This window comes from Gryllotalpicola reticulitermitis (assembly GCF_042651345.1).
Lineage (GTDB): Bacteria > Actinomycetota > Actinomycetes > Actinomycetales > Microbacteriaceae > Gryllotalpicola > Gryllotalpicola reticulitermitis.
Genome location: NZ_JBHSCN010000002.1, coordinates 126,749 through 148,921, shown reverse-complemented (window position 1 = coordinate 148,921; position 22,173 = coordinate 126,749). Strand labels below are relative to the sequence as shown.

Annotated in this window: 17 protein-coding genes; 14 read left to right on the top strand and 3 right to left on the bottom strand. The window is 66.5% G+C overall.

Annotated features, from left to right (window positions below; translation table 11 throughout):
- Window positions 1–22: 22 nt before the first annotated feature.
- From secY2 to ACFOYW_RS01125, 10 genes are all read left to right on the top strand, one after another.
- Entirely contained in the window at window positions 23–1,294 is a 1,272-nt protein-coding gene (gene secY2 / locus ACFOYW_RS01170) for an accessory Sec system protein translocase subunit SecY2 (RefSeq protein WP_390226739.1), read from the top strand.
- Window positions 1,291–2,856, top strand: coding sequence for an accessory Sec system protein Asp1 (asp1, locus tag ACFOYW_RS01165; RefSeq protein ID WP_390226738.1), 1,566 nt, complete (start codon window positions 1,291–1,293; stop codon window positions 2,854–2,856). Before secY2 ends, asp1 begins: the two co-directional genes overlap by 4 nt.
- A complete protein-coding gene (gene asp2, locus ACFOYW_RS01160) occupies window positions 2,831–4,342 on the top strand; it encodes an accessory Sec system protein Asp2 (RefSeq protein ID WP_390226737.1) in 1,512 nt (503 codons plus the stop codon). Before asp1 ends, asp2 begins: the two co-directional genes overlap by 26 nt.
- Window positions 4,339–4,812, top strand: coding sequence for an accessory Sec system protein Asp3 (gene asp3 / locus ACFOYW_RS01155; protein ID WP_390226736.1), 474 nt, complete (start codon window positions 4,339–4,341; stop codon window positions 4,810–4,812). Before asp2 ends, asp3 begins: the two co-directional genes overlap by 4 nt.
- On the top strand, window positions 4,805–7,132 hold the full coding sequence (gene secA2, locus ACFOYW_RS01150) for an accessory Sec system translocase SecA2 (RefSeq protein ID WP_390226735.1): 2,328 nt from the start codon (window positions 4,805–4,807) through the stop codon (window positions 7,130–7,132). The genes asp3 and secA2 overlap by 8 nt, the downstream gene beginning before the upstream one ends.
- A 12-nt stretch (window positions 7,133–7,144) precedes the next feature.
- A complete protein-coding gene (locus tag ACFOYW_RS01145; RefSeq protein WP_390226734.1) occupies window positions 7,145–8,692 on the top strand; it encodes a glycosyltransferase in 1,548 nt (515 codons plus the stop codon).
- Window positions 8,686–9,987 carry a hypothetical protein gene (locus ACFOYW_RS01140; protein WP_390226733.1) on the top strand — a complete coding sequence of 434 codons (1,302 nt, stop codon included), beginning with the start codon at window positions 8,686–8,688 and terminating at the stop codon, window positions 9,985–9,987. Before ACFOYW_RS01145 ends, ACFOYW_RS01140 begins: the two co-directional genes overlap by 7 nt.
- A 51-nt stretch (window positions 9,988–10,038) precedes the next feature.
- A complete protein-coding gene (locus ACFOYW_RS01135; protein WP_390226732.1) occupies window positions 10,039–11,295 on the top strand; it encodes an MFS transporter in 1,257 nt (418 codons plus the stop codon).
- Window positions 11,295–12,539, top strand: coding sequence for an alanine racemase (locus ACFOYW_RS01130; RefSeq protein ID WP_390227352.1), 1,245 nt, complete (start codon window positions 11,295–11,297; stop codon window positions 12,537–12,539). Before ACFOYW_RS01135 ends, ACFOYW_RS01130 begins: the two co-directional genes overlap by 1 nt.
- Before the next feature lie 104 nt (window positions 12,540–12,643).
- Entirely contained in the window at window positions 12,644–13,948 is a 1,305-nt protein-coding gene (locus tag ACFOYW_RS01125; protein ID WP_390226731.1) for a D-arabinono-1,4-lactone oxidase, read from the top strand.
- Between the two features lie 89 nt (window positions 13,949–14,037).
- Here the strand turns inward: ACFOYW_RS01125 and ACFOYW_RS01120 are convergent, their stop codons facing one another.
- Window positions 14,038–16,581: a DEAD/DEAH box helicase gene (locus ACFOYW_RS01120; protein ID WP_390226730.1), complete on the bottom strand. Its 2,544-nt coding sequence runs from the start codon at window positions 16,579–16,581 to the stop codon at window positions 14,038–14,040.
- Between the two features lie 143 nt (window positions 16,582–16,724).
- Between ACFOYW_RS01120 and ACFOYW_RS01115 the strand changes: the two genes are divergently transcribed.
- Together ACFOYW_RS01115 and ACFOYW_RS01110 are read left to right on the top strand one after the other, a co-directional pair.
- Window positions 16,725–17,243 (top strand): MarR family transcriptional regulator, encoded by a 519-nt coding sequence (locus ACFOYW_RS01115; protein WP_390226729.1) that lies wholly within the window; start codon window positions 16,725–16,727, stop codon window positions 17,241–17,243.
- A 117-nt stretch (window positions 17,244–17,360) separates the two neighbouring features.
- On the top strand, window positions 17,361–18,323 hold the full coding sequence (locus ACFOYW_RS01110; RefSeq protein WP_390226728.1) for a serine/threonine-protein kinase: 963 nt from the start codon (window positions 17,361–17,363) through the stop codon (window positions 18,321–18,323).
- Between the two features lie 40 nt (window positions 18,324–18,363).
- On the opposite strand, the gene ACFOYW_RS01105 is transcribed toward ACFOYW_RS01110, so the two are convergent.
- Both ACFOYW_RS01105 and ACFOYW_RS01100 read right to left on the bottom strand, forming a co-directional pair.
- The gene (locus ACFOYW_RS01105) at window positions 18,364–19,098 is read right to left on the bottom strand and encodes an ABC transporter permease (RefSeq protein ID WP_390226727.1); all 735 of its coding nucleotides are present in this window, start codon (window positions 19,096–19,098) and stop codon (window positions 18,364–18,366) included.
- Complete coding sequence (locus ACFOYW_RS01100; RefSeq protein ID WP_390226726.1) at window positions 19,095–19,877, bottom strand: ABC transporter ATP-binding protein; 783 nt, start codon at window positions 19,875–19,877, stop codon at window positions 19,095–19,097. The genes ACFOYW_RS01105 and ACFOYW_RS01100 overlap by 4 nt, the downstream gene beginning before the upstream one ends.
- A 189-nt stretch (window positions 19,878–20,066) precedes the next feature.
- Here ACFOYW_RS01100 and ACFOYW_RS01095 point away from each other — a divergent pair, with 189 nt between their 5' ends.
- Entirely contained in the window at window positions 20,067–20,813 is a 747-nt protein-coding gene (locus ACFOYW_RS01095) for a YiiX/YebB-like N1pC/P60 family cysteine hydrolase (RefSeq protein WP_390226725.1), read from the top strand.
- A gap of 262 nt (window positions 20,814–21,075) precedes the next feature.
- Entirely contained in the window at window positions 21,076–22,140 is a 1,065-nt protein-coding gene (locus ACFOYW_RS01090; protein ID WP_390226724.1) for a hypothetical protein, read from the top strand.
- Window positions 22,141–22,173: the final 33 nt, after the last annotated feature.

The following is a 22,173-nucleotide window of genomic DNA, read 5'->3' as shown; positions in this document are numbered from 1 at the left end:
GTGAACGTGGGGAGGAGGCCCGGTGGCTCGGATTCGTGACGGCAGGTTCGCGTCGCTGCGGACCAAGATTCTGTGGACCGCCTTGTTCTTCGTCTGCTTCATGATCGGGCGCAACATCCCGATCCCCTTCCTGCACCAGACCGCGGTCGGGAGCGGCGCCGTCAACACCGAATTGCTCAATGCCGCCAACGTCGCCACAGGTGGCAACTTCTTCCACCCGTCCGTGTTCTCGCTAGGGCTCGGGCCGTGGATGGGCGCGGCGATTCTCTGGCGCTTCCTCTTCATCGGAAGGATCGCCCGTGGCCGGAAGATCCCCGAAGAGACCGTGAATCGCGCACGCAACACGCTGATGGTGATCCTCGCGATCATTCAGGCCATCAGCCTGATGGCGACGTACAAGATCGAACACCTCACCTGGGGCCCGTTCTCCGAGCAGGCGAACGCGCAGGTGCTCGTCGTCGTGATTCTTACCGCAGGCGCGATCGTGGTGGCATGGCTGGCCAACCAGAACCAGGAGCTGGGCCTGGGGGGCATCACGATGTTCATCCTGTACCAGATCATCATCACGGCCATGCGGAACTTCGAGACGTTATCCATTGCGAAGTCCGAGTACGCGCACGTGCTGTGGCCCGTCATCGTGGCCTGCGTGTGTGTCGTGCTCGTCGGGATCTTCGCCGGTAATGCCGAGCTGCGCCTTCACGTGAACAAGGTCTCGATCGACAGCGGCTTCACTGGTGTGTCGTATCTCCCCATCAAGCTCAACCCGGCGGGCGCTTCGCCACTGATGTATGCCGTCACGCTCCTCGCCCTGCCGCAGTATGTTGCCCACGCGGCCGGGGCAGTGATACCGAGCGCGGCCGCAGGAGCTGAGCGATTCCTCTCGGCGTGGGGTCTCAGTACCCCTGCCGGGTTCACCGTGTACCTCGTGCTGTTGTTCGGACTGACGATCTTCTTCGGTCTCTTCACGATCGACCCGAAGGAGACCGCGAGGCGCATGAAGGACAGCGGCGAATACTTCGACCACGTCGCTCCGGGCGATGCGACCCGACGTTATCTCCGCGGTCGAGTCGTTCTGCTTTCCGCGCTGAGCGGTGCCTTCATGGTGATCTTCACCGGCCTTCCGCTTTACTTCATCGGGTCGTACCCGAATCTGCAGTTCGTGCTGCAGGCGCCGCAGACCCTGATGATTCTGCTGGGTCTGCTGTGGATGCTTCAGGAGGAGATCGCCGATACCCTGATCGGAAAGCGGTACGTCTTCGCGTATAGCGCCGCCGCCGGCCGGGCCACGGCATGATCTATTTCATCCCCGCGTGGTACAACCGCGCTCGACAGTGGTACTCGACCGACGACGTGTGGTTCGAGAGCACGATCAGCACCGAGTCGGACGACACCGTCACCCAGCTACGCGTCTTCCAGCAGGGTTCCGAGGAAGCCCGACTCGTCGTTCTGAACTACGCGCCGAGCCTGCGGCGCTTCCTTCATAACCAGAACATCTTCGACGTACCGTATTGGTCGTTCTTCGACGCGGTTCAGGGCCTCGACGACGACTACACGCGCCCTCTCGACTTCCTCGAACTCGAGTGGCCCGATGACGTCAGCTTCTTCTACAACCCGTTCATCGTGACAGCGATGCGCGGCGACGACGTCTATGCGCGGATTTACCTCGCGCGAGAAGGTACGCTGCAGTCCATCCGCTACTACGGGGACGGGATGCCGACAGTTCAGCGAATATTCGACGACCGCGGCTTCCTCTCCAGCGTCTTGATGCACGACGAAGGTGGTCAGCCGATGACCCAGTATTACCTGTCGCGTGAGGGCGATGTGGTCGTGAGCGAAGACGTGCAGTCGGGGCGCATCGAGGTGGTGCAGCCGGAAAGCGATCGATTCGCAAGCCAGTCGTACCAGAACTGGGAGGCGTTGATAGCGGAGTTCCTCGGCCCACAGCTCGACCGGCCCGACAGCGGGCACGACACGGTCGTGATCGCTCTTTCCGAACAACACAACGATGTGGTCGTGCGGACCCTCGGCGATCAGACACTGGTGCTGTCGCGTTCAGAATCGCGGCCGGGGCGCGCATCGAGCGAACTGCTGGCGCGGGCGAGCGTGGTATTCACGGATGTCGGCGAGCCGAACATCGACTCGACCGACGATGGGGCGCAATGGGCACTGCTTCCGACCCTCTCGATCTACCCTCTGGAGCAGCGGTCGACATTCGGGGCGAGCGCGAATGAGTCCACCGTCTACATCTCCGCGTTCGTGGACGACATCACCACGGAGGAACTCGACTTCGTGATCGCCACCGCAGCCCCTCAGCTCGTGAACGAGAACACTCGGCTTCTCGTCTGCACGTTCCGTTCGCAGGACCTCGACCACCTCCAGCGGGTCAACGCGGTGATCGCGGGGTACCAGCATCTCGACCTCGCTTTCCTCAGCGACGAGAACGCCCGTCTGGCGGTCGATATCGGCGTCGCTGGCGGCCCCGAGGAGAAGATCCAGCTGACCTTCGTCGATCGCGAGGCCGAGCTGGTCAGCACGATGGCGAAGTCGCGCGTGCTCATCGACCTCGGCGCTCGGGTGAATCGTCGCCTGGCCGCCGCCGCGGTGGACGCGGGTGTTCCGCAGATCAATCGCTACGAGCAGGAGCTCTGCACGCATCCGATCAACGGTTACGCGATCGGTGACGATTCCGAACTCGGAACGGCTCTGGATTACTTCCTGTCCGGACTGGAGCATTGGAACCAGTCGCTTGTGCAGTGCAGGGTGCTCGAAGATCTGTTCAGCCCACAGGAGATCCTCGGGCGCTGGGAGCTCATCCGTGAGGGGGTGGCGTATGCGGGTCTTGCAGATCGGCCGTGATGACTGGTCGACGTCGTCTCACATGCCGGCGGATGTCGACTGGGTGTTCGTAGACGTCGAGAACGAGTCCGGCTTCGACGCGGCGCTCATCGGCCCCGTCGCAGTGACGATCGTCGATGCCGTATGTGATCTCGGCAAGCTTCTGGCCGTCGACACACTTATCTCGCCCTACACGCTCATCGTCGCCCGCGCCCTCATGACGGATTTCGATGCGTCTTATGAGCAGTTCTTCGCACGTAAAGTCGCCGTCTACGACGACGCCGGCGACCGCCAGGCTCTCATCGACGGGCTCCCGGGCAAGTACTTCGAGAGGCAGTTCGGTCAGAGGCTCGAGCTCCAGAAGTCGCTCTTCTCGCCGTTCCACAAGTCGGCCGCCTGGTACGAGGGCAGCTCGTACTTCGTGACCGAGATCGACATCGACAGCGACGGCGACTTCCGGCAGCTGATGATGTGGAAGGAGAACATCCTTTACGAGAACCGACGTCCGTTGGAGCTCTGGCCGGAGTACGTGAAGGACGACGGATGCGAGATCGAGCTCGTCGTACAACTCATTCAGAGCGGAACGTCGGACGTCATCGCGTATCACCGGAGGTACTCCGAGGAGGAACTGGCGGAGCCGATCGTCTTCGCCCACCCCACGAGCGGGTACCTGTCGTGCTCGATCTTCGCCAGGGGGAAAGGGCAGGTGAAGGTCGGCCCTATTCACTACCGGCACTCGAGGCTCGGCGCCGGCGAATTCCTGCCCGGCGGCAAGAGGCTGGTCGACAGTCGTCGCGAGGAGCTGTTCTACTTCTTCCACCCCGGCGACCTGACGCCTCCTCTCAACATCTACTTCGCGGGGTATCGCCCAGCAGAGGGATTCGAGGGCTACTTCATGATGTCCGGGCTCGGGCATCCGTTTCTGCTGATCACGGACCCTCGGTTGGAAGGCGGTCGCTTCTATCTCGGCAGCGATGAGCTCGAGGGCCAGTTGCGACAGGTCATCCGTGAGCTCATCGATGCCCTCGGCTTCCACGAGGAGGACGTGATCTTCTCGGGTCTGTCGATGGGCTCGTTCGGCGCGCTGTACTACGGGTCGCAGTTCAAGGCGCTCGCCATCATCGCGGGAAAACCGATGATCGACCTCGGTTATGTGGCGGCGCGTGGACGCCTGGTGCGCCCCAAGGACTTTCTCACCATCTTCGACATCGTGAACTTCTGGAACCGGGCCGACGCTCCCAGCGTCGATTCCTTCACCCGTGGGCTCGTCGAACGGTGGAACGGCGACCCGGGTTTCGGGGACACCAAGATACTGATGTCGTATATGGAGCAGGACGACTACGACGACCGGGCCTACTACACGCTCCTCAATTCGCAGACCGGCAAACCGACGACCGTCATCGCCCGTGGGTATCAGGGCCGGCACAACGACGACAGCGCCTCCATTGTCACGTGGTTCGTGAATCAGTACAGGCGCGTCATCGACGAATACGCGAGTGCGCAATGAGCGGCGGCGTTGTTGCGACCGTTCGGTGGGGGAGCCTGAACAGCCGTGCGTCCCTGTATGGAACCGAGCTCACGACGGAGGCGTCCGGCGACGTGCGGCTTGTCAACCGGCTGATGCCGAGCGGGACCACGATGCAGGAGTGGTATTCATTCACCGACTACCAGTCCGTCCGGGACATCCCTGCTCTTCCGTTGCTGCACCACGGGAAGAAGTACCGTGTGACCCCCGCGCTCGAGTCGAACCCGCCCGGCGGCTTCATCTTCGATGTCCTCTACTTCGACCGGTTCGGAGATCTCGTGCGTACCGAGGTGCTGTACCCGCCGACGTATTCGTTCGAGTACCCGCCCGAATGTCACCACTACACGATTCGACTCGTCAACGGCGGGTGCGACGAGTTGCGCTTCACGTCGTTCACGCTGTCGGAAGAGGCGGCAGAGACCGCGGCCGGCGAGGTGGCCGCCCGTGGCTAACAGCGCAGCGAAGAACCGTCGGCTGATTGCGCGCGTGAACTCCTACGAGAGCGCGATGCGCGCGCTCTCCGACGAGGAACTCCGGGACAAGACGCGCGAGTTCCGGGAGCGAGCTGAGCACGGCGAACAACTCGATCGGCTGCTGCCGGAGGCGTACGCGGCGATGCGAGAGGCGGACCTGCGCGTCGTCGGGAAGTTCCCCTACGAGAACCAGGTCCTCGCTGCGATCGTGATGCACCAGGGGAACATCGCTGCCATGAAGACCGGTGAGGGCAAGAGCCTCACCGCCACCCTGCCGCTGTACCTCAACGCCCTCACCGGTCGTGGCGCGATGCTCGTCACGGTCAACGGCTACCTTGCGCGACGCGACGCGGAGGAGTTTCGTCCCGTTTTCGAGTTCATGGGTTTGCGGCTCGCCATCGGCGTACCGGAGGTGGCGGCCCACGACTTCACGGCGCAAGAGAAGAAGGACATCTACGCGGCCGACATCGTCTACTCGACGAGCGACAAGATCGGGTTCGACTACCTGCTGGAGAACCTCGTCGGCACGAGCGAAGAAAAGTACCTGCGCCCCTTCAATTACGTGCTGATCGACGAGGCCGACGCCGTCTTGCTCGACCTCGCCCAGATGCCCCTGGTGATCTCGGGCTCGCCCCGGGTGCAATCGAATCTCTACCCCTTGGCCGACGAATTCGTCGCGACGCTGAGGGACGGGATCGAGTACGAGTACGACGAGAGCAGCGGCGCCGTCAAACTGACTGACGAGGGCATCGCAGCGGGCAATCGCTTCTTCCACGTGCAGAACCTCTACAGCCCGGCGTTCTTCCAGCTCAACCGCCACGTCAATCTCGCGCTGAAGGCCCGTACGGGATTCCAGCCGATGCGTGACTACATGGTGATGGGGGACAACCTCGTGCTGCTCAGCTCGGTGACGGGCCGTCTGCTCGAGGGCAACAAGCTTCAGGGCGGCCTGCACCAGGCGATCGAGGCGCGAGAGGGGCTTGAGATCAGCGTCGAGAACCGGGCGATGGCCTCCGTGACCTACCAGAACCTGTTCCTCATGTTCGACACGATGGGCGGCATGACGGGAACGGCGAAGGGCTCCGAGAAGGAGCTGCTCAAGACATACGGCACCGAGGTCGTGGAAATCCCGACCTACCGCCCCGTCATCCGTCGCGACGAACCGGACATCGCGGTCCAGACGATCGCGGAGAAGGAGCAGCTTGTTCTGGACTACCTCGACGAGGTCCGCAAGACCGGACGGCCGATCCTCCTCACGACGGGCTCGGTCAAGAGCTCGGTGCGGTTCTCGCAGTATCTGCTCGATCGCGGCATCGAGCACAATCTGCTCAACGCGCTGAGCGAGGCGAACGAAGCGGCGATGGTGCTCGAGGCCGGGCGCAAGGGCGCCATCACGGTCGCCACACTCATCGCGGGCCGCGGAACCGACATCAAACTCGCAGCGGATGCGAAGGAACTCGGCGGCCTCGTGATCATCGGCACCGAGAAGCTCCCCAATCGCCGCGTGGACGGCCAGGTGCGGGGTCGCGGAGGCCGGCAGGGCGACCCGGGGAGCAGCCGCTTCTACGCGTCGATGGAAGACGACCTCTTCGTCAAGTTCGGCTCGGTGAAGCAGGAGTCCGTGCAGAAGAGGCGCCGCAGCGCCCGGACCATGAGGCGCCTGCTGGATCGTGCCCAGTTCGCCAGCGAGGAGAGCGCCAGCGGTGCCCGCAAGCTCTCGAAGGACTTCGACATCGCGATGGCGCGCCAGCGGGACCTCGTGTACGAGATGCGCAATCAGATCATCACGGGCGACCCGATCGCGCCCGAGGTACTCCAGAGCATCGCGGCGAGTGTGATCGCCGATGCTGCGGCCGCGCACGGCTGGGGTCAGCCTGGCGCTGTCATGCGGTACATCTTCGACAACCTCAGCTATCACCTTCCCGCCGACTTCACCGCGCTCGACACGAGCAACGGGCAGCAGGTGGCGGAATTCCTCGTCGCGATGTTCACGCGCGCGGTCCAAGAGAAGGTCGACACGCTGGCCGACGCCACGGTCTACTCCCGGTTTCAGAACATCATCTTTCTCAAGTCGATCGACGTCGCGTGGATCGAGCAGGTCGACTTCCTCGAGCAGCTCAAGACCGTCGTTCAAGACCGCAACGTGGCCCAGCACAAGGTCGAGTACGAGTACCGCAAGGAAGCGTTCTTCGCGTTCGAAGAGATGAAGAAGCGCATCAACCGCGACATCGTGCGACTCCTGTGCCTCAGCCGCATCGAGCGGGGTCGCGACGGCGGCCTGATCATCCAGTTCGCCTGAGCGGGCGGTCCGGTGCGCGTCTACAACATCAATAAGGCCGTCGGCCTCGCCTCCAGCGGTGTCGAGTACGCACAGGTGTACCGCCGCCGGCTCTTCGCCGACATCCCGTGGGTGGACGACTATTACGTCTTCACCGATTACATCGGCACCAACATCAGCTACTTTTCCGACCGCCTCGACTTCCCGCGGCCGCAAGTGCTGTGGATCTACAACCTTGTGACGGGTCGAGGGGCCGCGCCGTTCGCGCTCACCATCGAGGCGTTCGTGTCGATGATCTCCCAGCCCCACTCCGACCCGCAGCCAAGACCCGGCCATATTGAGGTCGCCCTGACCGACTCGGCCGTGCGCTATCGGATCAAGACCACCGACGACCGCTACGTCGACCGGGTGGAGACTGTGGTCCGCGATCAACTCGTGCGCGTCGATCACTACGACGCATCCCTCAACAATGTGGAGTACTTTCACGACAACCACCTGCTGCGACGCGATTTCTATACACCGGGTGGCGTGATCGCCGCGCAGCAGTTCTATCGTGGCGACGCGATCGCACGCACTCTGATCACCCCGGCCTCTCCGCTCCACGAGACCCCGCACCGGAGACGCGGCCGCCGCTCCAGTTCGTTCCGCGGCGACATCGTGCTCGAGGGCAGGTCACAGTTCTTCCAGTTCGTCTTCGCGCACCTGTTCAGCAGGCCCGACGATCTGGTCATCGTCGACCGGGCGCTGGACGTCATCGACGGCATCTACCCCGTGATCGGCGAGCATCGCCTGTACTCGGTCGTTCATGCCGAGCACTTCGACCTCAAGCAGATCGACGACGGGGTGCTCCTGTGGAACAACCATTACGAGAACGTGTTCACGCGGCCCGAGCTGGTCGACGGCCTCATCGTCTCGACGCACCGGCAGAGAGAGCGGCTCGAACACCAGCTCGCCGCCCAGGGTCTCGCCGGTGATCTGAGCGTCACGTGCATCCCCGTCGGCATCGCCGCGCCTGTGGCAGTCGAGAGCGAGCACGACCCGTTCGCCGTCGTCACCGCGAGCCGGTTGGCGGAGGAGAAGCACATCGACGTCCTGATCCGTGCCGTGAGCGCTGCGCGGAAGAGACTGCCGGAACTCCGGCTCGACATCTACGGCGAGGGCGACCGCGGTCGCCTGATCGCGGTGATCGATGAGCTGCACGCCGCGGAATACGTGACGCTCAAGGGGCATCACAAGCTCGAGGGGGTTCTCGGCGCCTACGGCCTGTACGCGTCGGCGTCCACCTCGGAGGGGTTCGGGCTATCGCTCCTCGAGGCGCTTGCCGAGGGCTTGCCGATCGTCGGATTCGACGTCGACTACGGCAACAGAGAGATGGTCGAGTCAGGCGTGAACGGATGCCTCGTGCCGTGCACCCTGAGCGACCGCGACGTCGACGCGCTCGCCGACGCGATCGTGCACGTGCTCGACTCACCGTCCGTCACCGAGATGCGGAGGGAGAGCCTCCGCAAGGCGGAGGGCTACACGGCCGCGAACGTCCGGAAGCTCTGGGAGCGCCTGCTGCGCGAAGGGGAGCCGTGCTAGCCCTGTTCGACGCCTACGATGACGCCACGAAGGAACTCATGCGGTCTCTTGCGACCGCAGGCGTCGCAGTCACGCCGGTGATCATCCAGTACGACGGCGAGTTGCCGGACGGGGCACTGTGCCCGTTCGTGACGTACACCGGTATCGCGCGCACGGGCCGCCCTCTGTTCTTCAACGAGGTGCCGATTCCCCCGTGGTGCGAAATCCGGCAGGGCCGTGAGAGCTATGGCGAGATCCGCCACGACGGCGGGGTGGTCGGCCGCATCAACTACGAGCCGAACTCATTCCGGCAGGTGGAGAGCGTCGACTGGCTCCTGCCGGACGGGACCGTCGGGCACACCGATCACTACGACCGCTACGGCACTCGGTACGCCACGACCCACTACAGCGGCGGCACCGCCTACCAGACCGTGTACCAGGGGCCAGGGGAGTGGGCGATCGAGATCGATCACGTCTCCCGGCTCGTGACGATGCGCTCGCAGAGCGCCCTGTTCGCATTCGAGACCCTCACGGACTTCGTCTCGCATTTCATCGACGACCAGCAGCTCTCCGACGATCGCATCCTGATCAACTCACTGTCGCACCCGCTGTTCGTCGCGCGCAGGCGCGCCGCCGAACCCAACACCATCCTGTTCTGGCAGGAGCCGCTGCGCGGCGAGCCGCCGGGCAACATGGCGGCGGAGCTGGAGGAGCCCAGGTCCCTGACCGGCATCGTGTTCTGCGACGAGCGAGTGCAGCGGAAGGTGGCTGCGCAGTACCCCGAGACTCCGGTGCGGCTCAGCTACCTCTCGCACCTCGGCCAGTTCGCCGACAAGCACGGCTACGACCCGCAACGGGTCTTCACCCTGACCAACACCGACCAGATTCCGGCGCTCGCGGAACTGCTGGAAGCCTTCCCCGACGTCACGTTCTCCGTCGCGGCTCTCACCCTGATGAGCGAGAAGCTGCACGAGCTGGGCAGCAGGCACGCCAATCTGACGCTCGTTCCGCGTATCACCCAAGGCGGGATCCGCGAGGAGCTGGACAAGGCATCCGTCTATCTCGACATCAATGCAGGCGCGCACGTACTCGACGTCGTGAAGGCGGCGTACTACCTGGGGCTCGTCGTTCTCGCGCTCGCTCCGCACGCGAAGGCGCCGGACCACTCGCGTGTTCTCGAGACGCCAGACGAGTTGAAGGCGCAGCTCGCCGCGGCGGTGAGCGCGCCCGAAGGCCGGGCCGCGGCGCTCGATGAACTGCACACGCAACGAGGTCCGGTCTCGACGGTCGAGGACTACCGGCGCGTCTTCGACTAGCCTCGCCGCCTGGCGCGTGCACGGGCCGCAGTTCTCCATTAGTGTCCCCACATGAGTGGCATCGCGGCCCCCGCGCGAATCGAGCCGTCCTCGCGCGTGACCGGCCGATGGATCCCTCTGTTCGCCACGGCGTGGCTCGGAGTATGGATGGCGCAGCTCACGCCGATCCAGCTGTTGCTCCCTGCGCAGATCCAGGCCCAGCTGCGGACCGGATACTGGGTCGACAACGTGCTCTGGTTCGGCGTCGTCTCCGGTGTCGCCGGGCTCTGCGCCGTCGTCGCCTACCCGCTCACCGGCGCGCTCAGCGACCGCACGACGAGCCGTTTCGGACGGCGACGCCCGTGGGTCGCGGGCGGAGCGCTGCTCTTCGCGCTCGCCCTGGTCGCGCTCGGGGTGCAGACCACGATTGCCGGCGTCGCCGTATTCTGGGCGCTCGCGCTCACCGGGTTCTGCGTGCTGACGGCCGCCCTCACCGCGATGATCTCCGACCAGGTGCCGGTCGATCAGCGCGGCTACGTCTCCGGCTGGATGAGCGCTCCGCAGGCGATCGGCGTCATCGTCGGCCTTGCGCTCGTGACGGTACTCGGACTCGGCACGTTGGGCGGGTATGCACTCGCCGCGATCGCGCTCGTCGTCCTCGTCGCCCCCTTCGTGCTGTTCGTGGCCGACCCGCCGTACGCGACGCGTACGCTGCCTCCGCTCACGCCGCGCCGGATCGTCTCCGAGCTGTGGATCTCGCCGCGCGAGCACCGCGACTTCGGCTGGACGCTGCTCTCCCGCGTGCTGATGAACCTGAGCAACGCCATCGGCACGACGCTGCTGCTGTACTTCCTCGAATTCGGTCTCGGCGACCGTGCCGCGCAGGACGATCTCATTCCGCTCGTCCTCGTCTACATGGTGTTCATCATCGTGGCCGCCCTGGTGCTGGGGCGTGTCTCGGACCGCCTGCAGCGCCGCAAGGTGTTCGTCTTCATCGCGAGCGTCGTGCAGGCGCTCGCGGCCGTGCTGCTCGCGTTCGTGCCGTCGATGCCGATGGCGTACGTGAGCGGCGTACTGCTCGGGCTCGGCTACGGATGCTTCCTCGCCGTCGACCAGGCTCTCGCGACCCAGGTTCTGCCCGACCCCGAGACGCGCGGGAAAGATCTCGGCATCATGAACATCGCGTGGGCGATTCCGCAGGCGTTCGGCCCGCTGCTCGGCGGTGTGATCGTCTTCTGGCTCGGCGGATTCACCGGGCTGTTCATCCTCGCCGCCGTGGCCGCGTTGCTCGGCGCGGCGGCCGTTGCACGCGTGAGGAGCGTCGCTTGATCGATCTGACCGCCGTTCCGACCACGCAGCCGTGGCTCAGCCCGTCGGCGTACTGGCCGACGCTGACGGATGCCACTCGCGAGCTCGACCCGCCGTACGGGGCGCTTCATCTCGGTGCGCTCGCGCACAATGCGCACGACATGCTGCGCCGCGCCGGCGGAAAGCCGATCCGCGTGGCATCCAAGTCGGTGCGGGTGCGCGAGGTGCTGGATGCGGTGCTCGCTCTGCCCGGTTACGCGGGCGTGCTCGCGTACACATTGAGCGAGGCCGTGTGGCTGGCCGCTGACGAGCCGGGGCGTCCGGGAATCCGTGACGTCGTCGTCGGGTACCCGACCGCCGAACGCGCGGCGATCGCACGGCTCGCGGCCGACGACACGCTCGCGGCGCGCGTCACGCTCATGGTCGACTCCGTCGCGCAGCTCGACCTCGTCGACGCGGTCGTGCCGCCGGACCGGCGGGAGCAGCTGCGCGTCGCGATCGAGTTGGATGCGTCGTGGCAGGGGCCCGTCGGGCGCATCGGCGTCTGGCGCTCGCCGGTGCACACGCCGGCCGCCGCGAGGACGCTCGCCGAGCACATCGCGCGACGCAGTGGCTTCCGGCTCGTCGGCATGATGTCGTACGAGGCTCAGATCGCCGGTCAGGGCGACGACCCGGCCGGGCGCCCGGCGTTCGCACGCACCGTGCGCTGGATGCAGCGCCAGTCGAAGACCGAGCTGCTCGCGCGCCGGGCCGAAGCCGTGGCATCGGTTCGCGCGGTCGCCGAGCTGGAGTTCGTCAACGGCGGCGGCACGGGGTCGCTCGAGTTCACGTCGACCGACCCGTCATGCACCGATATCGCGGCGGGCAGCGGCCTCTTCGGCGGTCACCTCTTCGACGGGTATCGCGAGTTCACGCCGGCGCCCGCGGCGGCGTTCGCTCTCTCGGTCGTGCGGCGGCCGAAGCGTGACACGGCGACCGTGCTCGGCGGCGGGTGGATCGCTTCAGGACCGCCCGGCGGCGATCGGATGCCTCGGCCCGTGTGGCCGCAGGGACTGGTGATGGCGCCCCGCGAGATGGCCGGCGAGGTGCAGACTCCGCTGTCAGGCGACGCGGCGGAGTCGCTTCGACCGGGGGACCGCGTCTGGTTCCGCCACACCAAGTCGGGCGAGCTCTCCGAGCACGTGAACGAGTTCGCGCTCATCGGTGCTGATGGGCTGGCGGGAATGACGCCGAGCTATCGCGGTGAGGGAAAGGCGTTCCTGTGAGGGAGGACCCGCTGCTCGCGAGTGCAGCTCCCGCGCCCCGTCCCGCGCCGGGTTCCGCGGACTCTTCATGGCGGGGTCGCGGTCGCCCCAACGTCCTGCGAGCCGTGGAATGGCGAAACTGGTCGCGAGCGGAATCCGCCCACCCGGTGCGCATCGAGACGCCGCGAGATCCGGAGGCGGTGCAGCGCGCCGTTCGCGCGGCGGCCCAACAGGGACTCACGATCAAAGCGGTCGGCGCCGGGCATTCGTTCACCGGCATCGCCGTGGCCGATGGGGTGCAGTTGCTGCTCGATCGCCTCTCCGGGGTCATCGCCGTGGACGAGTCATCCGCTCGGGTCACGTTCGCCGCAGGCACGAGACTGTGGCAGCTGCCCAGACTGCTCGCGCCCTACGGGCTCGCGCTCGAGAACATGGGCGACATCGATCGCCAGACCATCGCCGGTGCGACGAGCACGGGAACGCACGGCACGGGCGGCTCCTTCGCCGGACTCGCGGCACAGCTCGTCGGCGTGACGCTGGTGACCGGCGACGGTGAGCTGCTGCGCGTCTCCGACACTGAGAACGCCGAACTGCTGCCGGCGGTGCGGCTCGGGCTCGGCGCGCTCGGAATTCTCGTCGATGTGACGGTGCAGTGCGTGCCGGCCTTCTCGTTGCGCGCGGTCGAGCGGCCCGAGCCGCTGCCGGAGGTTCTCGACAGCTACCTCGACCGCTCGGCGCGCGAGGATCACTTCGAGTTCTACTGGTTCCCGCACACCGAGACGGCGCTCACCAAGACGAACACGCGGTTGCCGGGCGACGCGGTGAGGCATCCGCTCAACCCGGTCGGGCGCTGGTTCGACGACGAGGTGACCGCGAACGGCGTGTACCGCGCGCTGTGCGCGGCGGCGACTGTCACGCCGGGCATGATTCCGACGGTGAATCGGCTCGCGCAGAAGCTGACCGGCAATCGCGACTTCACGGATGCCTCGCCCAAGGTCTTCGTCACCAACCGCACGGTCCGCTTTCGCGAGATGGAATACGCGCTGCCGCGCACGGCGGTGCCTGACGCCTTACGCGAGCTCCGCAGCCTGATCGATCGCCGCGGCTGGCGCGTCTCGTTCCCCGTCGAGGTCCGCGCGGCTGCGCCCGATGACAACTGGCTCTCGACCGCGTATGGGCGGTCCACGGGCTATATTGCAGTGCATCGCTACTACCGCGAGACGCGACCCGACCAGCTCGAATACTTCACCGAGGCGGAGAAGATCATGATCGCAGCCGGTGGCCGCCCGCACTGGGGGAAGCTGCACACCCGCGATGCGGCGTTCTTCGCCGAGGCGTATCCGCGCTTCTCGGACTTCGTCGCCGTGCGCGACCGCCTCGATCCGCAGGGCCTCTTCCGCAACGCCTACCTCGACAGAGTCCTCGGCTGACCCGGCTTCTGCCGCATCGAGAACGGACTTGTTGTCGCCCGGAGCGGCTCCGCGTCGCAACTACTGCGTCTTCGATGCGATGGTCGCGCTCACAACCGGCCGGCCCAGTCGACGTGCAGCACGGCTTCACCGGCCTCGTCGGACGCGGCGAGGTCGACGGTCGCGCGAATGCGCCAGTCGTGGTCACCAGCCGGGTCGTCGACGGTCTGCTCGACCTGCCACACGCCGCGCCCTTCGTCGTCGCGGCCCTCGGTGACCGAGAACAGCGCCGCCGACCGCGACGGCGGCCCGGTGAGCACCTCCTCGTGGTCGGCGTAGTAGCCGTCGAGGAACGCGCCCCAGTCGACATCGGGGTCGAGCCCGGCGAGCTCGTCGTCGCGCTCGAGCGCTGCGAGCTGCACCCTCCGGAAGAGCTCGTTGCGCACGAGGATGGTGAACGCGCGCCGATTCGCGAGAATGCTCGGCGGCGCGGGCGGCACGACCGGCGTGTCGCCAGTGACGGTCGGGTTGACCAGTTCGCTCCACTCGTCGACGAGCGACGAGTCGACCTGTCGCACGAGTTCGCCGAGCCATTCGATGATGTCGCGCAGCTCGTCGGTCTTCGCCTCATCGGGCACCGTCTGCCGAATCGCGCGGTACGCGTCGGAGAGGTAGCGCAGCACGAGGCCCTCCGAGCGGGCCAGCTGGTAGTGCTGGACGTATTCGGCGAAGGACATCGCGCGCTCGAACATGTCGCGAACGACCGACTTCGGCGACAGCGCGAAATCGCGCACCCACGGCTGGCTCGACGCGAAGGTCTCGTATGCCTGCTCGAGAAGCTCCTCGAGCGGTTTCGGCCACGTGACGTTCTCGAGCAGCTCCATGCGCTCTTCGTATTCGATGCCGTCGCGCTTCATCGCGGCGACTGCCTCGCCGCGCGCGGCGAACTGCTGCTGCGAGAGGATCACGCGCGGGTCGTCGAGCGTCGACTCGATGACGCTCACGACGTCGAGCGCGTAGTGACCCGTGCCCACGCCGCTGCCTTGATCGGCGGCTTCTGCCACGGAGCGGGTCTCGGTCTCGTCGAGAAGCTCGATGGCGGCGAGGGCGAATGGCGATAGCGGCTGGTTCAGAGCGAAATTGGGCTGCAGTTCGACCGTCAGGGAGACTTGGCCCGACGCATCCGCCTGCACGATCCCAGCTGTCACGAGTGTGCGATAGATGCCCAGCGCGCGCCGCGCGAGCTCGTACTGCCGCGCGCGCGACTGATGGTTCTCGAAGATCAGCCTGCGCATGTTCGCGAGCGCGTCGCCGCCGCGGGCGACCACGTTGATGATCATCGCGGCCGTCACGTCGAAGTGCGGGGTGAGCGGCTCGGGCTCGGCGGTGATCAGCCGGTCGAACGAGCCGCGACCCCACGTCACGAAGCCGGCGGCCGGTTTCTTGCGCACCACCTTCTTGAGCTTCTTCGGGTCGTCGCCCGCCTTCCGCAGCGCGGCGGCGTTCTCGATCTCGTGCTCGGGCGCCTCGACCACGACGGTCCCGGCGGTGTCGAAGCCGGCCCGGCCGGCTCGCCCCGCGATCTGGTGGAACTCGCGCGCCGTGAGCTGCCGCATGCGTGTGCCGTCGAACTTCGACAGCCCCGTGAGCAGGACCGATCGGATCGGCACGTTGATGCCGACGCCGAGCGTGTCCGTGCCGCAGATCACCGGCAGCAGCCCGCGCTGCGCGAGGGTCTCGACGAGCCGGCGGTAGCGGGGCAGCATGCCGGCGTGGTGCACGCCGATGCCCGCGCGCACGAGTCGCGACAGCGTCTTGCCGAAGGCGGTCGTGAAGCGGAACCCGCCGATCTCCTCGGCGATCTCGTCGCGGCGTTCGCGGCTCGCGATGCGCATGCTCGAGAGCGCTTGCGCGAGTTCGAGAGCGGATGCCTGAGAGAAGTGCACGACGTACACCGGGGCCTCGCGCCCTTCGAGCAGCGACTCGACGGTCTCGTGCACGGGGGTGTCGACGTACGAGTAGGACAGCGGCACCGGGCGCGCCACGCCGGTGACCTGGGCGACCTCGCGCCCGGTTCGTGCCGTGAGATCGTCGACGATCGCGGTCACGTCGCCGAGCGTCGCCGACATCAGCACGAACTGGGCCCGCGGCAGCTCGAGCAGAGGCACCTGCCAGGCCCAGCCGCGATCGGGGTCTGCGTAATAGTGGAACTCGTCCATCACGACCTGGTCGACCGCCGCGTCAGCGCCCTGGCGCAGGGCGACGTTCGCAAGGATCTCGGCCGTGCAGCACACGATCGGAGCATCCGCATTGACGGAGCTGTCGCCCGTGACCATGCCGACGTTCTGTGCGCCGAAGATCTCGACCAGGGCGAAGAACTTCTCGCTGACGAGCGCTTTGATGGGCGCGGTGTAGTAGCTCCGCTTGCCTTGGGCCAGGGCGGCCGCGTGGGCGGCGACGGCGACCAGAGATTTGCCCGTGCCCGTCGGCGTCGAGAGTACGAGGTGCGAGCCGAGGAAGAGTTCGAGAGCGGATTCCTCCTGCGCCGGGTACAGGGTGAGCCCGCGTGATTCGGCCCAGCCGGCGAACGCCTCGTACATGGCGTCGGCCTCGTAGGGGCTCGGCAAGCGCTCGGGCAGGGGGGTGGCAGGCATCCGCTCAATTCAACCGTATGCATGCAGCGCGCCGGTCTCGGCCGAGCACTAGCACATGCCCTAGGGTGTGTATAGCCCACCGGGTAAAATTTGTTTGTGTATATTTCACCGCGTAGCGTTACCTCGCGGAAAGGATCGTTGCTGTGCCTCTGAATGTCGTTCGTCGTGAGAGTGAGCACCTCTATGGTCGCGCGCCCCGGACCGGCGCCGGCGTGCGCGCGGTCGAGGCCCTGCTCGCGCTTCAGCGCGCTGAGGCCATCGAGCTGGAGAACGCGCGACGGATCGCGAGACTGACGCGTAGCGAGTTCCAGGCGCTGCGCTACCTGCTTCAGGCTCAGCGCGACGAGCGCCCGATGGGCCCGAAAGACCTTGTGATCATGCTTGACCTGTCACCGGCCGCCGTGACCAAGGTGGTCGACCACCTCGTCGATCTCGGCGACCTGCAGCGCACCGCGCACCCGCACGACCGGCGCGCGATCTACCTCACGCCCACCGATGCGGGCGAGGCGAAGATCAATGCCGCGTACGCCCACTTCCACCAGACCCTCGTCGACGTGGTCGACGGTCTCGACGAGGCCACGAACACCGCACTTCACGACGGCCTGACCGCCGTTGTGGAACAGCTCGGCCGCAGGCATTCGCCTGAGCTCGTCACCAGCTGAGCTCCCCCATCGATTTCCGTTCCACCGATTTCCGCTCTTCTGACTTCCGTTCCACCGATTTCCGCTCTTCCCTCCAGCGCCGTGCCACGGGCCATGCGCGACAAGAAAGGACCCAGCGTGACCACGATCTTGGACGCGAGCAGCGGATCGGTCGGCACGGCCGTAGAGACGGGCTCGACGGTGATCGGCGGGCGCTACGCCGTTCGTGAGGCGCTCGGCCGCGGCGGGGCCGCCACGGTGTATCGCGGCGTCGACCTGAAGCTCGACCGCGAAGTCGCGCTCAAGGTCTTTGCGACTGACGACATCTCCGGCAGCGACGACGAGGCGCGCGAGCGGCGAACGCGTGAGATCGGGCTCCTGGCCCGGGCGAACCACCCCAACCTCGTGACGCTGTTCGACGCCGACTGGGATTCCGGCGCGACGGCGCGCACAGCTGCCCATGGCATGGCGAACGTCGAAACCCGTGCGGGCAATGGCTACATCGTGATGGAGCTCGTGCGCGGCGGCACGCTGCGCAAGCGGCTCGACTCGTGCGGGCCGAGCCCGTCGCTCGCGCCCCAGCTTGCGGTCGAGCTCGGGTCTGCGCTCGCCTATCTGCACGCCGACGGCATCATCCACCGTGACCTGAAGCCCGAGAACATCCTCCTCGCCGAGGGGCCGAGCAGCGGACTCACGACGAAACTGGTCGATTTCGGCATCGCCCAGCTGCTCGGCGACGAGCGGCTGACGGCCGACCGCAGCATCCTCGGCACCGCCGCGTACCTCGCACCTGAGCAGGTCGCGGGTGAGGGAGCCGTGCCCGCCAGCGATGTGTACGCGCTCGGGCTCGTGCTTCTCGAATGCCTGAACGGAAAGCGGGCGTACCCGGGCGGAACGGTCGAGGCCGCCGTCGCCCGCATGACGCAGGACCCTCCGCTGCCCGACGGTCTCGACCCGCAGTGGCGCGACCTTCTGGTTGCGATGACCGCGCGCGAGCCCGCGTCGCGCCCGACGGCGGCACTCGTCGCGGACATCGCCGCCGTGCTGCCGCACGAACTGCTCCCGGAGAGCGTCTTCCTTCCGTACCGCGCAGTCGCCTAGGGCGCCGCGCGGGCCAGGCTGGGCGCCGCGGACGCTGCGGTCACGCCGTGCGCCGGCGCAGGGTGAGGGCCCCGACGATGATGGCCCCGACGATCCATGCGGCGAGGAATCCGATTCGCGTCCATACCCAGCTCTCGTCGTGCGTACCGTTCGCGACCGCGCCGAGAGCGTCGATCGCGTGCGAGAGGGGCAGCCAGTCGCCGATCACGCGAAGCACCTCGGGCATCGACGACCGCGGAACGAAGATGCCGCCGAGGAGGATCTGGGGGAACACCAGCGCCGGCATGAACTGGACTGCCTGGAACTCGGTGTGAGCGAACGCGCTCGCGAGGAGCCCGAGAGTGGTGCCGAGCAGCGCGTCGGCCACGGCGACGACGAAGAGCAGGGCCACGGGGCCCGTGATCGAGAGCCCGCAGACCCAGACTGCGAACGACACTGCCACCGCTGATTGCACGAGGCCGAGCAGGCCGAACGCGAGCGCGTAGCCGACGATGAAGTCGCCCTTGCCGAGCGGCATGGCCAGCAGTCGCTCGAGCGTGCCGGTGCGGCGCTCTCGCAGCGTGGTGATGCTGGTGACGAGAAACATGACGACGAACGGGAAGAGCGCGATCATCGCCGGCCCGATCTGAGCGAATACCGCGGTGTCCTCGAAGATCCACGCGACGAGGCCGATCAGCAGGCTCGGCACGACGATGAGCAGCACGATCGTGCGCGGATCGTGGCGGATCTGCGTCAGCACGCGCGCGGTCGTCGCGATCGTGCGGCCCGGCGTCATCGTGCGCGGCCTTCCGCCGTGTGCCTGCCGTGATGCGGCCCTTGCCGTGCGGCATCGCCACCGGCCTCTCGTGCCCGGATGACCGCGAGGAACGCGGCCTCGGCGTCACGGGTGCCGGTCGCCGCGAGCAGACCGCTCGGGGTGTCGTCGGCGATCACCTCTCCGTCGCGCATCAGCAGCAGGCGGTCGCAGCGGGCGGCTTCGTCCATGACATGGCTCGACACGACGAGACTCGTGCCCGCGTCGGCGAGCCGGTGGAACAGCGCCCACAGCTCGGTGCGCAGCACCGGGTCGAGACCGGCGGTCGGCTCGTCGAGCACGAGCAGCTCCGGCGCTCCGAGCAGCGCGGCGGCGAGCGAGACGCGCCCGCGCTGACCACCCGACAGACTCGACGTCAGCTGCGTGGCCTGATCACCCAGGCCGGTCTCGCCGATCACGCGAGCGACATCGGATGCCGGCGCGCCCAGCACGTGTGCGAAATAGCCGAGGTTCTCACGCACGGTCAGGTCGTCGTAGACGCTCGCCGACTGGGTCACGTAGCCGATGCGGCGGCGCAAGGATGCTGCGCCGGCCGGCGCACCCAGAACGGTCACGGTGCCGCTCGTGATCCTCTGCACCCCGACGATGCAGCGCAGCAGCGTCGTCTTTCCGCTTCCGCTCGGACCGAGCAGGCCGACCACCTTGCCGCGCGGTACGCCGACGGTGAGCCCGCGCAGCACCTCACTCTTGCCGCGACGCACCCGCAGGTCCTCGATCTCGATGGCGAGCTCAGCACCCATGGCAGGAATTATCCCTGGGGTTGGTGAGGGCGTGCCACGGAACGTCCGATGGCCACATGCGCGTCGGACACGGCACCGGAAGCCCTCGCCCGGGTTCCGGACTTGGGACTTTAGTCCCTATTGCCGACCATTCAGCACCCCTACGGTCTTGTACCAATGTGTCCCGCACTCGAACAAAGGAGTTCCCAAGTGAAGCCATATCGAACGATCGTCGCCGTCACTGCAACGGCACTGCTCGTCGCAATGAATGTCGGCGTCGCCCACGCCGATGACGTGACGGGAGAGACCCGCGGTGGCACTGTGGAAGCGCTCGTTGCACTCAACCCCGGCGCGAGCGCGCAGGAGCTTCGCGACGAAGCAGATCGGCTGGCGGCAGAACTCGGCAGCACGCCGCACGAGGTCCTGGAACAGCAGCTCGCTGAGGCGCAGGAATCGGCAGCCGCTGCGGGCGCTGCGGGTCAGGTCGTCGGTCGGGCCAGCAGCGGCGGTGGAACGGTTGCGCTCGGCAAGGCAGACCGCAAGGGCGACATCTTCGTGTCGCCTGCCTCGACGCTGTTTGTCCAGCACGGCCATACGGGCATCTTCTACACGCCGTCGACCATCGTTGAAGCGCCCGGGGCCGGAAAGAATAGTCGCAGCGCGTCGGTCGACGGCATCAAAGTCGGCAAGGGTGCAGTCAAGCAGCACGTGTCGACGACCCAGGCGAACCGCGACAAGGCCGCGAACTACGCGTACAACAGCATGCGCGGCAAGCCCTACAACGCGAACTTCGTGAGCAACCGCACAGTGCCGGCGAGCAGCTACAACTGCTCGCAACTCGTCTGGGGTGCGTACAAGCACACCACCGGCATCGATCTCGACTCCAACGGCGGTGCAGGTGTGTACCCCTACAACATCAAGGACTCGTCGAAGACCGTGACCTACAAGACTCTCTAACCGGCGCGGCGGCCGCCCCCGCTCTACATGAGCTGGGGCGGCTTCCAGCTGTCTCGGCCCACCGAGAAATGGAGGCGCAGTGGCCAGACGTCATCGAATCTTCATCGCCGTGCTCGCGGGCACGGCTCTAGTCCTGAGCGGCTGTTCGAGTGCCAGACTGCCGGCCGTCGGGCGAGGCGATGCCTCGACGCGAGGAGTGGTGGCTGCGATTCGGCTGAGTCCGCAGCTGAATGGGATCAATGCGGGGGCCCCGGATGGGTACGTGCTTCTCGTCGACAGTGCGGGCAGCGCGAGGGCGCTGAAGACCGGGCCGATGGACAGAGGGCACCTCACGTGGGGAAGCAGTGGCCTGTCGTTCTCTGATGCGACCAGTGAATACGTGATCAGCGATGAGGGGCTCACGGCGACCGTGCGCGGCAGCGAGGAGGCCTACGAGACCTCCCGGTTCCTCAGTCCAGACGGCGACGGGTTCATTGCGGTCTATAACGTCGGCTTTGGTGATCGTGAGTATCTCGCCCGGGTGACCACGGGGGACGGCGCCACTACACGATCGTGGGACACGGTCGGCATGTACGAATCGGTCGGTCAGTGCGGCGACCGCGTGGTCGCAACGACCGACATTGCTGAGACCGGCGCGGAGCACAGCCCGGCTGCTCCCCGAGTCGATGTGCTGGTCCAGCTCTACCCGGAACCGCCGCGGGGAGAATCCGCGATACTCGCGACGTTGCCGGTGAAGCAGGGCTCGTTCGTGATGAGTGCGAGTGAGGCGCCCTGCGCCGATGGCACTCTCTTCGCGCTCGCCCTGCAGCACGAGCAACCGGACGGCTTGGGCAACAGTCGTCCGGTTTTGCGGGCGTGGAATATCAGCGCAGGGAAGCACGAGGTCATCCCGCTCGTCACCGGGCGCGGCGCACCGATCGACGTTGACGACGATCTGTTGGGTCTGCCCGCGAGCATCGTCGGGGGCCGGTACGTGTGGGTCACGGTGTCGGGTCAGGTGTTCAGTACGGACCTGTCGAGTGGTGTCACGACGCGGGCGTTCGAGGTGTCGCTCACGAGTCCGGAGATGGGCGAGTCTCAGTATGTCTTTACGCCGACGTCGCTGTTTGTGCTGGATGTCGGTCAGAACCTGCGCGCTCCTTTGGGCCTGGATCGATATGACTTGGCGACGGGCAAGCGAACCAGGGTGCTGAGCATTCCGGGCACGGGCGCGGTGCATCACGGGTTGGACATGGTCATTCGTGATCTCGCGCTCAACCCCGACTGGGTGAACGCCCAGTCTTCGAGTGAGCCCGAAACCGGCCGAACGTCAGGTGCGCGTCGATAAGATGTGCCAGATGCCGGGCGAGCGCCGCCCGGT